A 15,159-nucleotide genomic window follows, 5' to 3' on the forward strand; every position below is an offset into this window, starting at 1 on the left:
CCAAAAGAGGGGCAAAGATACAAAAACTTATCCACAATAACAAATAAATCATCTCATTTTGAGACTCTTAAAAAACAAGAGAGGCTGCTCAAATATGAGCAACCCCTCCACAACACAAGCTAATCTTATGACTATTTCACAATAACCTTATAAGATTTTATTTTTGATTTGGTTTCTATCTTAATGATATAAACTCCTGTAGGAAGTGAAGATGTATCAATACCAGTATTGGCATTAAACTTATCTGTCTTAATTACCTGTCCCTGTGCTGAGAACAGTGTATACACTCCTTCTTCTGCAGAGGTAATTCTAAGATTTTCTCCAGCTTTTACAGGGTTTGGATATACTTTCACATCATTCGCAGCATCAGTAATTTCCGCGTCTGTGATTTTTGCAGCAGTTTTGGAAGCGGTTTTCAACAATGAAGCATAAGGTGAAAGCGGAGAATCAGGAGAACCTCTTTTCACCAGATCAGTATCTACAACAGCCTGAATACCGTCTTTATCTTTATCATTAATTGTAGAGATAAATCCACCTCCTAATGTATCCAGATTACCTTTTCCGATCTGATAAAGATCAGGATCTGAGCCATTGGAAGTAATATCCAGGAAGTCAGGCTTATCATCTCCATCTGTGTTTTTAACTGCATATTTTAATACTCCTGAGTCAGGTGACGTTTCCAGAATATCTGCGATACCGTTTTTACCTACAGGAACATTAGTATCAATAACTCCGTTGTGATCTGCATCAATTTGATTGATTACTGATGTTGGAATTCCTGATTCAAATAAATCTAAGATACCATCGTTATCAGAATCCAGGTCCAGATAATTCGGAACTGAATCTCCCAATACCGGCGTTAACAGAATATCTCCTTCATTATCATCATCCTGGAATTTTCCATTTTTATCAAAATCTTCCACAGCATCAAGAATACCGTCGTTATCTGAATCCAGATCACAAGCATCCACAATACCATCTCCGTCTGTATCCAATACAGGAGATTTATCATTTACGGCTGTACATCCTTCTGCACAGTCAGGAATTCCGTTTCCGTTGTTATCTATATTATCATCTCCTCCCTGACATTGATCAAAACAGTTTGGAACACCATCGTTATCATCATCTCTGCTCGCAAAAGCGTTATAGATATAATAGTTCTGAGGAATACGAACCGCTGTTCCGCTGTTGAATGTAATTTTAATGCGGTTAAAAGGCTTTGTAGCTTTTCCTCCAACATAGAATTTATTTGAATTCGTTGTGAAGAAGTTTCCACTTATAAGACTTCCTGAGCTTGTAAAGGTATCTGTCAAGGTATTTCCGTTGTATAATGTCACGGTGATATTTTCCAGAACACTTACTCCAAGAAGATTTCCTGCTTTTTCTACGGTAAACCCAGCCATTGTATTGACAGGAAGCACAGTATTACTGCTCACCGTTGCAAATGCTGAAAAAATACTAAGAAAGGATGCCGCCGGAACAGTAGCCGTTGCATAATTAGACGGATTATTATCCACAATAGCTCCCGGATTGGTCATCTTCGCTAAAATAAGACCAAGGAATCCAGGACCTGATGTCCATGTAGTTCCGTTTACCAAATTTCCGGGAACAGCAGAACCACTTGTCTGAATTTTATCGTCACATTCACAAGCAACAGGCTCTTCAAAAGCATAGTATACTTTTAAAGCTCCTAAATTAAATCCTACGGTCTGGGTAATTTTTAATCGTACTTCATTGAAAGGCTTAGTAGTCGTTAATGTAACTTTTTGCTTTCCTGAACCAAATCCTAATACTTTAATATTAATCAGACCTCCTCCGTCAGACAGTTGTTTTGAATCCTGAAGCTGGCCGTAAAGATAAGTTTCTATTGTAATATTCTTTAAAAACTCAGCACTTAACAGTTTCCCCTGATCATCCGGTTCTATAACAAAACCTGTTCTGTTACCTGCAGGATACACCTGATTTTTATCTAGAACTCCAACTGAATAAGATCCCAGCAATCCGATCGGAAGAACTATTGATCCATAAGAGTTTTTATTTCCATCTCCAATTCTTTCTTTATTCTGAACATAGGAAAGCGGAGCCAAGAAACTGCTGCTTCCGGATACATTTCCGTCAACACCGCTTCCTGCAATAATATCATCACAAATACCATTATTATCTGTAGGTACTTTTGCCGGATCAAATGCAAATGCATAATACACATTCATAGCACTGAATACAGAAAGAACATTGGTTTGGTACAATCTTACTTCATCAAATTCTTTTGAAGTTTTAAAGTGCAGGAATATCCTGTTCTTACTTCCTCCGAATGCAGGAACAGATAAAAGAGTGCTGCTGGTAGTAGTTTCCTGAAGAACCCCATTTTTATAAGTACTGATCCGCAAAGAACTCAAAAGATCTATGGTAATAAAACTCGTCCCTAGATCTACATTGAATCCAGTAATATATCCCGCAGGATAGGTTGTATTTTTATTCTTTACAGAGATTCCGTTTCCACTTAACAGGGAGGCAAAGTTTCCCATGCTTACGCTGTTATCAAGACTTGCATCTACCACCGGATTCATGCTTCCGTTATAACATGCTAGACAGATCCCTGAATTGTTGACAGGTTTTGCCTCCACTCCCATCCCACGGATCGGTTCATAGCCCTGCTGCGCAAATACTACTGCTGACATCATCAATGTCATAAGCATCGCAGCTAACTTTTCGAATAATTTTCTGGTCATTTTTTATTTTTTAAGGTTTGTGTTTATTTTTTAATTATAAAGCGCTTTCCAGGTAGATCCATTACAGCCTTCATGCGCTTTAATGGTTGTATTATATCGGATTGCGCCTTCTTCAGCAGCCGTACATGATGCACCCCCACCGGAAGCAATTCCCTTCATCTGAACAGCAGCTCCTGTAGATGTAGCCGCAGTAGGAATCATATTGATTCCCAATATTGTGTCTGTTCCGTTGCTTTTATTAAAGAAAACATGTTGTTTGTTGGCATAAACCATCTGTCCTGCAGTGGCCTGACCCGAAAATCCTATTGCAAAAGCTTCTGTACCGCTTGCCGTATTTGCCGAACCAACAGCTACATTGTTTGTTGATGTTGTATTTCCGCTTCCGATAGCAATTCCTCCGCTGTTTATATGATTGTTCCCAATAGTGAGTCCTGTGAGTCCTGTTACGGTATTCAGGTTTCCAAATACTAAATTATTAGCCCCTGTAGCGCTATTACTATTTCCTATTACTTTAGCACCATTATTCGCTGTATTTCCCAATCCAATAGCTACCGCAAGAAAATTACCCTGCGCAGAGACAGAGTTGTCTTTTCCCAATGCAATATTTGAAGAGGTACTGTTGGTAAGAATATTATTAGATCCCCAAGTAAATGAAGCGTAAGGACCTGTTGCAGAATTGGAATTTCCCCCTTGCAGAGTTCCATTAGTATCTAATATTCCTTTTACGTTTTTCTGAGTAGCCAAGACCAAATTCTGACCGTCATTTGTACCTAAATAATTCCCACTGCCTATATCTGCTCCTAAAGCTGCCGTTGTTGCTGTTGTGCCGGCATTTCCTACTGTACGCCAGTTCCCACTTATGCTTCCCCATTTGATTCCATCAAAATAATAATACCCTGGTGAAACAACATCAACGGTCTGTCCGGAAGGTGCAGCTTCAACTGAGGTAACATATACTATGGCTCCTGTTTGGGCTATTGTATAGTTTTTAGCTTTTAATTGTACACCTGTAAGCCTTGGCGCAATAACGCCATCAAGTTTACCGGGATTGGAAGGTGATCCTACTATATCAAAGGTTGCCTGAGCCTGTCCTGTATTAATCCCAACCTGTGCTAATACTGGTAAACCAACTGATAAAAGAGCGATGGTAAATAATCTGTTTTTCATGTCTAATGATATTTGCTGTTTTTTATGTATATGTGTTTTTTTGAAAGGGCAATTCTCGAGCATTCTCATTCGAATAATAAATGAAATAACAGATCGTACTGTAAGAAGGCGCATAAAATTGTTAGAAATATTAGGAGATAAAAGAATGGATTAATTTATCAGGAATTTTAATAATAAACTTAAAGCCATCAACAAGTTTAAAAGAACTGGCATTGAACTTTCGGAATTCTTTAAATGTCAGGAATATATGTTCTTTGCAGATAGAGAACGAATCATAATACCAATTAGCCCAAACAGCGACAAATTTTATATCTCTAAGAAGGAAAAACTGAAGATTGCTATTATTAAAAAAAGAAAAATTGTATTGCAGGCTATTGCAATAGAATGCAAAAGTTTCATTTTGAGCAGCAGACAATTTGTTTGCAGCCGCCACATCATTTCCTGCTTCAGACAGATAAACTGAAACATCGGCTAAGCATCCCTGCGGATGATTATTTATAGCTGTACAATACCGTAATTGAGCTTTGCTCATTGTATCAGGTATAAACTTAGCATTTAATTTTCCTATAGCCGCCAGAAGCAACAGAAGTGTAATCTTGTGGCCGTAGGAAAGAAAATAATTTCTATCCAATTATGTTGTGTTTTTTCGGTACAAATATAATATTTTTTCAACCAAAACAATACTTTATTAGTAAAAAACTAAATAAAATAAACAAATTTTAAAATACAAATAAAATATTATGTTAATTTTTATCAAATAAATAATAATATTAAAATATAACAAAGAAAGAACCAATAATATTCAAATACTATTATAAAATAACACACACATTTATAAAGACTTACATACAAAAAAGCCCGGGCATTTGCCCAGGCTTCTATATTTATAATAAAATTGAAATTATTTCAATTCTACTTCAGCACCAGCTTCTTCTAATTGCTTCTTAAGAGCCTCAGCTTCGTCTTTAGAGATACCAGTTTTGATTGGAGCAGGAGCACCATCTACGATATCTTTAGCTTCTTTAAGACCAGCACCAGTTAAATCTTTTACTAATTTAACGATAGCTAATTTAGAAGCACCTGCAGACTTAAGAATTACGTCGAATTCAGTTTTTTCTTCAGCAGCTTCTCCACCACCTGCAGCAACAACTACAGCAGCAGCAGCTGGCTCAATTCCGTACTCATCCTTAAGGATAGTTGCTAATTCGTTTACGTCTTTTACTGTTAAGTTTACTAGCGTTTCAGCTAAATTTTTTAAATCTGACATTGTTGTAATGTTTTTGTTGATTATTTATTTAATTTTTTGAGTGTAATTATTCAGCACTTGTTTCTTCAGTGCTTTCTGCAGCAGCTTCCGGAGCTTCAGCAGGAGTTTCTTCTACAGCAGGAGCAGCAGCTTCTTCAGCTTTAGCTTCTACAGTTTCAGGTTTGTTTTGAAGAGCAGAAACAACTCTTTGAATTGGAGATTGAAGTAATCCGATGATTTCTCCGATCATTTCTTCTCTAGACTTGATATTAGCAAGTGCAGATAAGTTTTCGTCTCCAACGTAGAAAGTTTCCTGAACAAAAGCAGACTTTAAAGCTGGCTTTTCTTCTTTCTTTCTGAACCCTTGGATTAATTTAGCTGGACCGTTTGCAGTCTCAGAAATCATTAATGCAGAGTTTCCTTTAAAAGTCTGGAACATTTCAGAGTAATCTACTCCTTCAATTTGCTCCATTGCTTTTTGTAAAAGTGTATTTTTTACAACTTTCACTTTGATATTTTGTTTGAAAGCCTGTCTTCTGAATTCTGAAGACTTCGCAGCGTTCAAACCGTCTAGATCTGCTACGTATACTACTTTTGCATCCTGAAGCAAGTCTTTGATCTCTTGTATTGCTACAACTTTTTGGTCTTTTGTCATTGTCTTAAGGATTTATATTAGTTAACAGATTTAGTATCGATTGCAATACCAGGGCTCATTGTAGAAGACAAATAAATGCTTTTTACATAAGTTCCTTTAGCAGCAGTTGGCTTCATTTTGATCAATGTAGAGATCAATTCCTGCGCATTTTCTTTGATCTTAGCAGCATCGAAAGATACTTTACCAATACCAGCGTGGATGATACCATACTTGTCTACTTTGAAATCAATTTTACCTGCTTTCACTTCAGTTACTGCTTTACCAATTTCCATTGTTACAGTTCCTGATTTAGGGTTTGGCATTAAACCTCTTGGACCTAATACTCTACCTAATGGACCTAATTTACCCATTACAGCTGGCATAGTAACGATAACGTCAACATCTGTCCAACCTTCTTTGATTTTTTGTAAATATTCGTCAAGACCTACATAGTCAGCACCAGCAGCTTTAGCTTCTGCTTCTTTATCTGGAGTTACAAGAGCTAATACTTTAACATCTTTACCAGTACCGTGAGGAAGAGATACAACACCTCTTACCATTTGGTTTGCTTTTCTTGGGTCTACACCTAATCTTACAGCGATATCTACAGAAGCATCAAACTTTGTAGTGTTCACCTCCTTTACAAGAGCTGAACCTTCTTCAAGGTTATAGATTCTTCCTTTTTCTACTTTGCTTAAAGCTTCCTTTTGCTTTTTAGTTAATTTTGCCATTTCTTTAAGTTTTAAGCGTTAGTTGGTTTAGTTCCTGTTACTCTTAATCCCATAGATCTAGCAGTACCTGCAACCATAGAAAGTGCAGAATCTGTTGTAAAACAGTTAAGATCCGCCATTTTATCTTCAGCGATTTTCTTTACTTGTTCCCAAGTTACAGAACCTACTTTGTTTCTGTTTGGTTCACCAGAACCTCCCTTGATTTTAGCTGCATCCATTAACTGGATTGCTGCAGGTGGAGTTTTAATAACGAATTCAAAAGATTTGTCTTCGTATACTGTAATTACTACAGGTAAAACTTGCCCTGGCTTATCTTGGGTTCTTCCGTTAAATTGCTTACAAAACTCCATGATGTTCACACCTGCAGAACCCAATGCTGGACCTACTGGTGGAGAAGGGTTAGCTGCGCCACCTTTCACCTGAAGCTTTACCATTTTAAAGACTTTCTTAGCCATTGTTTGTTTTTTAAATTTGAATAATTAATGAGTTTGGAAGCATTTATTATTCAGCAGGTTATGCACTCACATAACAATAAACCTACTTTTTGGACTGCAAAAGTATAAAATATTTTTGAATTAGCAAACGGAAATTGCTGATTTTTAAAAAGTTTAAGAAAAAAAAATCATAAAGCCCTGCAATATATTTTGAATGCTATCATGAGAAACAAAAACGGCTATTTACATTAAATAGCCGTTTTATATATTTTTAAAGGAAAAGATTTATTAAAAACCTGCTGGTTTATTAATCGTCTGGGTAGAACCGTCATTTCCTCCAAGATCAGCATTGATATCGCTGATATTTTGTTTTTCAATCAGTCTTCTATAGGCCATCAGATAAAGATCAACCGTAAAGTTGTTATAAGTTCTTGATGGAGTGGCTGAACTCACTGCCAGAATCCTGCTGTCAGTAAATCTTGCTCTAATATGCCACGTACCGTTACTTTTGAAAGCAACAACATCCGGTGATCCCTGTTTGTTATCATTCACACCATTGTCTCCATAATCAAGCATTACATTGGTAGTACCGTCATTCAGTTTAAATGAATAGTTATGAAGTATAACCAGAAAATTGTTTGCATCAATTTTGGTATCATAATCTGCGATTCCTGTTCCGGATACTCCTGTAAGAGTAAGTTTAAGATAATTGAATAATCCACTACTCTCCAAAGCCGGATCGTACAGTTGCAAACCATTTTGTGAAGTTGCTAAAAAGCTACCTCCCGTCATGGTAGGTTCTCCCGGATTTCTTAAATATAGAGAGTTTGTATAAGTCTTTCCGTTAACATCAAGTGTTTCCGTAGGTTTTGCTGTGTTTATTCCTACTTTTCCTTGCTGGGCATTAAAAAAAATCCCAAGGCACATGATTATTGTGATATAAATTTTTCTTTTCATATTTTTTTATTGAAGCCCTAGAGGCGTATTGGTTGAAACTCCTGAATAAGCAGGCGAAGCTGATGCTGAAACAGAACCGTTGAAAGTTCCCCAGTCTTTAACCAGTGACTTTTCAAAAACATTCAGAGTAAGAGTCCAGGTTCCGTTTTGGGCTGAAACAGTTCCAGCGCCTTTAAAAGCTAAATTGACTGCATGGTAATTTTTACCCCCACTTACGACCTGAGTAACTTCAGTAGAATAAGATCCAAATGATTTGGGGTTGGTTGTCGTATTAGCTGCCGACACCGCTCCTGTAAAAACAGCACCTGTAATGGCCACAACATATTTACTTACATCTAATCCTGTATTGAGATTCACAACTTCATCCTGTCTCACATTCTTCAATACAATATTATACATATTTACAGGGGCTACATTACGGAGCGATATGTCCAACAACTTTACTTTACCTACCGGTGATGTATCTTTTGAACGGGTAAGAAGAAGATAGTTTCCGCTTGCCTTCGTATTTTCAGTATCTATTAAATAGGACTCTACCAGTGTTTCTCCTTCTACATCGAGAGTTCCCTTAGGTGTATTAGTATTAATTCCTACTTGAGCATGCATGCTTAAAGCAGCAAAACCCATAAAGAGTATCGCAATAATTTTTTTCATAGTGTGTCTTATTGAATTAATGGAGCTGCAGCAGCACCTGTAGTTGAAGCATTAAGGCTTTGCGTTGAGTTGAAATCTTTGGCATATGATCTGTCAAATACCAGCAAATTCAGTGTCCAGATTCCTGTAGGGAAAGAGTTATCAGGAGCGAATCCTTGATAATCTGCCTTAAGTTTCCATGTTCCTCCTGAAGAATAAGCAAAGATCTGAGGCATTGGTGTCACCCAGTCTGCTGTAAAAGTTCTTGTAGGCTGCGTAAATCCAAAAGAAGAAATTACCACCAAAAATTTACTGGAATTAATCTTTGTGTCAAATTGATTTACCCAATCCTTATCTGAAGGATCACAGGTAATTTTAAATTGAATAAGATTAATTGGTGCCGGAGAATTGGGTACAAAGGAATCGTTGTACGCCGTAATTTTGTTTTCCGGAGCTGGAGATTTGATAATGAAAGTGTAATTCTCATCCGCTTTCAATTTCTCCATAGGCTGCTTGAAAACAACTCCTGATGTCTTCATTGTACCGTTTACGGTAAGTTCTTTTTCAGGATTCGCAGTGTTGATACCAACCTGCGCACTCGCGAGTACGGACGTACCCACCAGAATGACCATCGAAATAATTTTTGTCATTGGATTATGTGTTTATATAAGGCTTGTGTTTTGAATAGCTAATCCAAATTTTACATTTTTTAGTTAAAAACATACAATAGACATACGCCTGTAAACAGTGTATGAAATAAAAAATATAAATTTTGGGATTAATTACCATGTTGTTGCAAGAAGCATGCCATCTGAAAGTAAATCAAGAATAGGAGAAGAAATCTGATCTGCAAAAACAACTTTATTCCCAATAAAGTGATAACTGAATTAAAGCAAAGATCTTTATAGGAATAAACAACAGCAGTTGAGAATATAAAAATTTCAGAAAAGCAATTGTAAAGAAAATTAAAAAAATATAATTCGCGATAGGGTAAACCTCACCTGTTATAAACAACAATGTAAAGCGAGTATATAAAAACAAAAAAGACCGCTTAATAGCAGTCTTTTTTTATATTTTATAAGTAATTATTATACTTTTTCTACTTGCATGTAGCTTAGTTCCATTGGAGTTTTTCTACCGAAGATCAATACAGAAACTTCAATTTTCTTTTTGTCTTCAAGAATCTTCTCAACTGTACCGTTGAATCCGTTGAAAGGTCCATCGATTACTTTAACGTTTTCACCTACTACATAAGGAATTTCAACATCGCTTGCAAATTCTGAAAGTTCATCCATTCTTCCAAGCATTCTGTTAACCTCTGATTTTCTCATTGGAACAGGATCTCCTCCTTTAGTTAAACTTAGGAAAGAAATAACTCCAGGAATATTCTTGATAACGTGAGGAATCTCTCCCATCAGGTCAGCTTCAATCATCAAGTATCCAGGGTAGTAAGGTCTCTCTTTAGGAACTTTTTTTCCGTTTCTAATTTGAATTACCTTTTCCATAGGAATAACCACTTGAGTAACGTACTGATCAAACCCTAGACGTTTGATTTCTGTCTCAATATAGTTTTTCACTTTATTTTCCTGTCCGCTGATTGCTTTCAGCACATACCATTTCAATTCGCTCATTATGGGAAAATACTTTTAATTAATTGAACAAGTTGATTAGCATTCCAATGATGTTGCTGATTGATTTAGAAAACAATTCATCAACTCCAAAAGTAAATAGAGCCAGAATCACTGTCGCAATAGTCACTACAATAGTAGATGACTGAAGGTCAGCCCACTTTGGCCATTCAACTTTATGCCTGAATTCGTTATAAGAACCTTTTAAAAAATCGACAAATGAACTCATAATTTATATTTGCACGGGCACAAGGATTCGAACCCTGATCAACGGTTTTGGAGACCGGTATCCTACCATTGGACGATGCCCGTAGATAAAAAGCTTCCGAGAGTTTCCTTTCGGAAGCTTTATTTATTTTAAGATAATTAGTCTAGGATTTCAGTAACCTGACCTGAACCAACTGTTCTACCTCCTTCTCTGATCGCAAATCTAAGACCTACGTTAAGAGCGATTGGTTGTAACAATTCTACAGTGATCTCTAAGTTATCACCAGGCATTACCATTTCTACACCTTCTGGTAAGAAGATCTCACCTGTAACGTCAGTAGTTCTTACGTAGAACTGAGGACGGTACTTGTTGTGGAATGGAGTGTGACGTCCACCTTCTTCTTTAGAAAGGATATAAACAGAAGCCTTGAATTTTTTGTGTGGCTTAACTGAATCTTTCTTAGCGATAACCATACCTCTCTTGATGTCAGTTTTTTCAATACCTCTCAACAATAGACCTACGTTATCTCCAGCTTCACCTCTATCTAGGATCTTTCTGAACATCTCAACTCCTGTAATAGTAGAAGTTAATTTTTCGTCACCCATACCTACGATATCAACTGGATCACCAGTGTTGATAACACCAGCCTCGATTCTACCAGTTGCTACAGTACCTCTACCTGTAATAGAGAATACGTCTTCGATTGGCATCAAGAATGGCTTTTCAGTATCTCTTGGTGGTTGCTCGATCCAAGTATCAACAGCATCCATCAATTCTTCAACGCTCTTGAACCACTTATCTTCTGTGTTAGCAGGAGATGCAGTAGCTGCAGTAAGAGCTCCTAATGCAGAACCTTGAATTACTGGAGAGTTGTCTCCGTCAAATTCGTAAGTAGATAATAAGTCTCTAAGCTCCATTTCAACAAGCTCTAATAACTCTGGATCATCTACCATGTCAACTTTGTTCATGAAAACAACGATTCTAGGTACGTTTACCTGACGGCAAAGTAGGATATGTTCTCTAGTCTGAGGCATTGGACCGTCAGTTGCAGCACATACTACGATAGCTCCATCCATTTGAGCAGCACCAGTTACCATGTTCTTAACATAGTCGGCGTGACCTGGACAGTCAACGTGAGCATAGTGTCTTTTTTCAGTTTCGTATTCGATGTGAGCAGTATTGATAGTAATACCTCTTTCTTTTTCTTCTGGAGCAGAGTCAATTGCAGAGAAGTCTTTTTTCTCAGCAAGACCTTTGCTAGCTAATACAGCAGAAATAGCAGCTGTAAGAGTAGTTTTACCATGGTCAACGTGACCAATAGTACCAATGTTCAAGTGTGGTTTGTTACGATTAAACGTTTCCTTTGCCATGATTTAAAATTATTTATTTATTGTTTTTCAAATTTTCGGTGTGCAAATATAATGAATTTTTAAATACCAAAAACTTTTTATTAAAAAAACTTTCAATATTCTCTTCCAATGAAGGACAAACCTTATATTTCAACGTATTGAGACTGCAAATTTACATATTTTTCCTGATTGAAAAAAACTTTCTGAAACCTTTTATGAAAAAGCCTGAAATACAGAATATTCCAGGCTCTACTAATATATAAATGAAAGAAAAATCACATATGGCTGAGCTTTTTTGTCCGGTTGAATATCCAGAAAATAATTGGGAAAATAAGCAGTGTAAGCACGGTAGCTGTAATAAGCCCCCCAATAATGACAATCGCCAGAGGTTTTTGAGATTCTGACCCGATTCCTGTAGACAATGCTGCCGGCATCAATCCGATAGAGGCCATAAGCGCTGTCATAATTACGGGTCTGGTTCTGGATTTCACCCCATTTAATATGGCGGAATCTATATCAAGACCATCTTTCACGTTCTGATGAAATTCTGTGATAAGAATTACCCCGTTCTGAATACAAATACCCAGAAGAGCAATCATACCTACTCCCGCAGAGATTCCAAAATTGATTCCGGTAACGTGTAAAGCGATAATTCCTCCTATTAAAGCAAATGGTACATTCGCCAATACCAGAAGAGAGTCTTTCATATTTCCAAATAAGATAAACAACAGAAAGAAAATCATCAGAATACTCACGGGAACTACCTGCGTCAATCTGTGAGAGGCCCGCTGCTGGTTTTCAAACTGACCTGTCCATCCTACAGAATAACCATCCGGAAGCTCAATAGTTTCAACTTTTTTTTGGGCATCCGCAATAGTGCTTCCCAAATCTCTGTCACGGATTGAAAATTTAACACCAATATATCGCTTGATATTGTCCCGGTAAATAAATGCAGCTCCGTTATCTTTAACAATGGTACTTATTTCTTTTAAAGGGATTTTTGCTCCATCCTGTGTAGGAACCATCAAAGCCGCAATATCATTCTCATTGGTTCTGTATTCCTGTGAATAACGCAGACGGATCGGGAATTTTCTTTCACCGTCAAACATTTCTGAAGCGGTTTTTCCACCAAAAGCCATTTCCAATACAGCCTGTGCATCTGCAGGCATTACGCCGTAAGCCGCCATTTTATCCCTGTCCAATACAACACTTACTTCCGGCTGGCCGATATTTTTAATAATTCCGGGGTCTTTTACCCCTTCTACATCTTTAACTTTTAATAAAACTTCATTGGCTATTTTATCCAGAGTTTCCAGGTTATCACCATAGATTTTGATTCCGTTTTCTGCTTTAAAACCGGCTACTGCTTCTGCTACATTATCTGAAATCGGCTGGGAATAATTGAAAGTAATTCCCTGATAGCTTCTGAGCTTTTTATCAATTTCATTAATCAACTCATCATAGGTGATCTTACGCTTCCATTCTTCTCTTGGCTTAAGGTTGACCGCAAACTGTACGAATCCAAATCCATTAGGGTCCGTCCCGTCATTACTTCTCCCCGTCTGTGCCAGAACATCTGTGACTTCTGAGAAGCTCATAATATCTTTCTTTAAAAGGTCTGCTGTTTTCAGAGATTCTTTTAATGAGGAACTCATCGGCATTTCGGCAGTGATCCAAAGTGAACCTTCATTCAGCTGAGGCAGGAATTCTGTTCCCAAAAATTTCCCGGAAAATAAAGTAACTGCCAGGAAAGAGATAGCAACGATCATACTCGTCTTTTTATGCTTAAATGTTAAATTAAAGCCTTTTAAAACAATTCTGTCCCAAAAATTAACAAATGGGTTATTTTTTTCTCTTACATTTTTATTTAAAAGGATATGGGAAAGAACAGGAACCAGAGTTAATGTAAATATCAATGCTCCAATTAATGCAAATCCCAGGGTAAAAGCCAAAGGAGAGAACATCTTTCCTTCTACTTTCTGAAATGAGAAAATAGGAATCAGAGAAGTAATGATAATTAATTTTGAAAAGAAGATCGCTTTTCCTAATCCGGTTCCGGTCTGTTTGATCCAGCCTCCTTTTGCCAATTTATTAAACTTCTCCATTCCGTACCGTTTCGCTTTATGATCAAGCATTACAAAGAGTCCTTCTACCATGACGACGGCTCCGTCTATGATGATCCCGAAGTCTACCGCTCCTAATGAAAGCAGATTGGCACTCATTCCGGCCAGCTTTAAACATAAAAATGCAAAGAGTAAGGATAGCGGAATAATAATGGAAACAATCAGTGTTGTCCTCCAGTCGGCCATAAAAATTAAAACAATTACCGTTACCAGTACAATTCCTTCAATAAGGTTGTGCATTACGGTATGCGTTGTAAAATCCATCAGATTCTCACGATCATAGAAAGTAACCATTTTGACATCTTTTGGGAGTATCTTTTCGTTAAGCTCTTTAATTTTAGCCTTCACTCCTACCAAAACCTCCCTTGGGTTTTCTCCTTTTCTCATGACAACAATTCCTTCCACCGTATCGTCATGATGATTCAGGGCAGCCTGTCCTACTCTAGGCATTGAACTTTCATGAACTTCTGCTACATTTTTTACCAGAACAGGGTTTCCACTGTCATTCTGAATAGTAATATTTCCGATATCGGCCACTGATTTCACCAATCCAATTCCTCTTACTACATAGGCCTGCCCGTTTTTTTCAATAACATCACCTCCTACATTAAGATTACTTTTAGTGACAGCATCATATACCTGAAGCGGAGTCAGATTGTATTTATCCAATGCTCTTGGATCTATACTTAATTCAAAAACTTTATCCTGCCCTCCAAAAACATTGATATCAGCAACACCCGGCACTCCTCTTAAGGCACGATCTATCACCCAGTTTTGCAGAGTAAGCAACGCTCTCGAATCTTTTGTTTTACTTTCCAGTGTATATCTGAAAATCTCACCGGTTGGCCCGTAGGGTGGCTGTACTTCAGGATCTACCTCATCAGGAAGGCTAATGGTTCTTAATTGGTTGTTGACCTGATTTCTGGCAAAAGTATCCTCCACTCCATCGTCAAACAGAATTTTAACAATGGAAAGACCAAACATGGTGGTACTTCTCACACTTGTTTTTTTCTGAACCGGGCTCATCGCCAATTCGATGGGGGTTGTGACAAAACGTTCTACTTCTTCTGCACTGCGCCCATTCCATTGGGTAATGATTACAATCTGAGTATTGGTTACATCCGGAAAAGCTTCAATAGGCATATTTTTGAAACTTATAAAACCGGAGATGGCTAGAATCGCTACCCAGATAAAGGTAAATGCTTTATTTTTTAGTGAAAAAGCGATTATATTTTTTATGAATTTATTCATGATAGATAAATTGATGACCTAAAAAAGCCGTTAAAGAAAAATATCAATATTCTTAATGGTTTAAGTAAG

General features: G+C 37.2%; 14 protein-coding genes and 1 tRNA gene. All 15 read right to left on the bottom strand.

Going from position 1 to position 15,159, the window contains the following annotated elements; all coding sequences use genetic code 11:
* Nucleotides 1–131 precede the first annotated feature (131 nt).
* The 15 genes from CHRYMOREF3P_RS11055 to CHRYMOREF3P_RS11125 all read right to left on the bottom strand — a co-directional run bounded on the left by CHRYMOREF3P_RS11055 (nt 132) and on the right by CHRYMOREF3P_RS11125 (nt 15,090).
* Nucleotides 132–2,729 (bottom strand): T9SS type A sorting domain-containing protein, encoded by a 2,598-nt coding sequence (locus tag CHRYMOREF3P_RS11055; RefSeq protein ID WP_180564635.1) that lies wholly within the window; start codon nt 2,727–2,729, stop codon nt 132–134.
* Between the two features lie 30 nt (nt 2,730–2,759).
* Nucleotides 2,760–3,896, bottom strand: coding sequence for a hypothetical protein (locus CHRYMOREF3P_RS11060; RefSeq protein WP_180564636.1), 1,137 nt, complete (start codon nt 3,894–3,896; stop codon nt 2,760–2,762).
* 130 nt (nt 3,897–4,026) lie between these two features.
* Nucleotides 4,027–4,527, bottom strand: coding sequence for a hypothetical protein (locus CHRYMOREF3P_RS11065; RefSeq protein WP_077418891.1), 501 nt, complete (start codon nt 4,525–4,527; stop codon nt 4,027–4,029).
* A gap of 270 nt (nt 4,528–4,797) precedes the next feature.
* The gene (rplL, locus tag CHRYMOREF3P_RS11070; RefSeq protein ID WP_007845452.1) at nt 4,798–5,163 is read right to left on the bottom strand and encodes a 50S ribosomal protein L7/L12; all 366 of its coding nucleotides are present in this window, start codon (nt 5,161–5,163) and stop codon (nt 4,798–4,800) included.
* 46 nt (nt 5,164–5,209) lie between these two features.
* Nucleotides 5,210–5,797 (bottom strand): 50S ribosomal protein L10, encoded by a 588-nt coding sequence (rplJ, locus tag CHRYMOREF3P_RS11075; protein ID WP_047379247.1) that lies wholly within the window; start codon nt 5,795–5,797, stop codon nt 5,210–5,212.
* A gap of 17 nt (nt 5,798–5,814) precedes the next feature.
* Nucleotides 5,815–6,507 carry a 50S ribosomal protein L1 gene (gene rplA, locus CHRYMOREF3P_RS11080; protein ID WP_047099699.1) on the bottom strand — a complete coding sequence of 231 codons (693 nt, stop codon included), beginning with the start codon at nt 6,505–6,507 and terminating at the stop codon, nt 5,815–5,817.
* Between the two features lie 11 nt (nt 6,508–6,518).
* Nucleotides 6,519–6,962: a 50S ribosomal protein L11 gene (rplK, locus tag CHRYMOREF3P_RS11085; protein WP_047379251.1), complete on the bottom strand. Its 444-nt coding sequence runs from the start codon at nt 6,960–6,962 to the stop codon at nt 6,519–6,521.
* Nucleotides 6,963–7,229: 267 nt separating this feature from the next.
* Nucleotides 7,230–7,898, bottom strand: coding sequence for a hypothetical protein (locus CHRYMOREF3P_RS11090; RefSeq protein ID WP_077418890.1), 669 nt, complete (start codon nt 7,896–7,898; stop codon nt 7,230–7,232).
* Between the two features lie 6 nt (nt 7,899–7,904).
* Complete coding sequence (locus tag CHRYMOREF3P_RS11095) at nt 7,905–8,552, bottom strand: hypothetical protein (protein WP_180564637.1); 648 nt, start codon at nt 8,550–8,552, stop codon at nt 7,905–7,907.
* Nucleotides 8,553–8,560: 8 nt separating this feature from the next.
* Complete coding sequence (locus CHRYMOREF3P_RS11100; protein ID WP_077418888.1) at nt 8,561–9,181, bottom strand: hypothetical protein; 621 nt, start codon at nt 9,179–9,181, stop codon at nt 8,561–8,563.
* Between the two features lie 438 nt (nt 9,182–9,619).
* A complete protein-coding gene (gene nusG / locus CHRYMOREF3P_RS11105; RefSeq protein ID WP_047379257.1) occupies nt 9,620–10,162 on the bottom strand; it encodes a transcription termination/antitermination protein NusG in 543 nt (180 codons plus the stop codon).
* Between the two features lie 19 nt (nt 10,163–10,181).
* Nucleotides 10,182–10,388: a preprotein translocase subunit SecE gene (gene secE / locus CHRYMOREF3P_RS11110; protein ID WP_045501119.1), complete on the bottom strand. Its 207-nt coding sequence runs from the start codon at nt 10,386–10,388 to the stop codon at nt 10,182–10,184.
* 12 nt (nt 10,389–10,400) lie between these two features.
* Nucleotides 10,401–10,471: transfer RNA gene (locus tag CHRYMOREF3P_RS11115), tRNA-Trp, on the bottom strand.
* A 54-nt stretch (nt 10,472–10,525) separates the two neighbouring features.
* Nucleotides 10,526–11,737: an elongation factor Tu gene (gene tuf / locus CHRYMOREF3P_RS11120; protein ID WP_034687396.1), complete on the bottom strand. Its 1,212-nt coding sequence runs from the start codon at nt 11,735–11,737 to the stop codon at nt 10,526–10,528.
* Between the two features lie 254 nt (nt 11,738–11,991).
* The gene (locus CHRYMOREF3P_RS11125) at nt 11,992–15,090 is read right to left on the bottom strand and encodes an efflux RND transporter permease subunit (protein ID WP_180564638.1); all 3,099 of its coding nucleotides are present in this window, start codon (nt 15,088–15,090) and stop codon (nt 11,992–11,994) included.
* Nucleotides 15,091–15,159: the final 69 nt, after the last annotated feature.

It is taken from the genome of Chryseobacterium sp. JV274 (genome assembly GCF_903969135.1).
Taxonomy (GTDB): Bacteria; Bacteroidota; Bacteroidia; order Flavobacteriales; family Weeksellaceae; genus Chryseobacterium.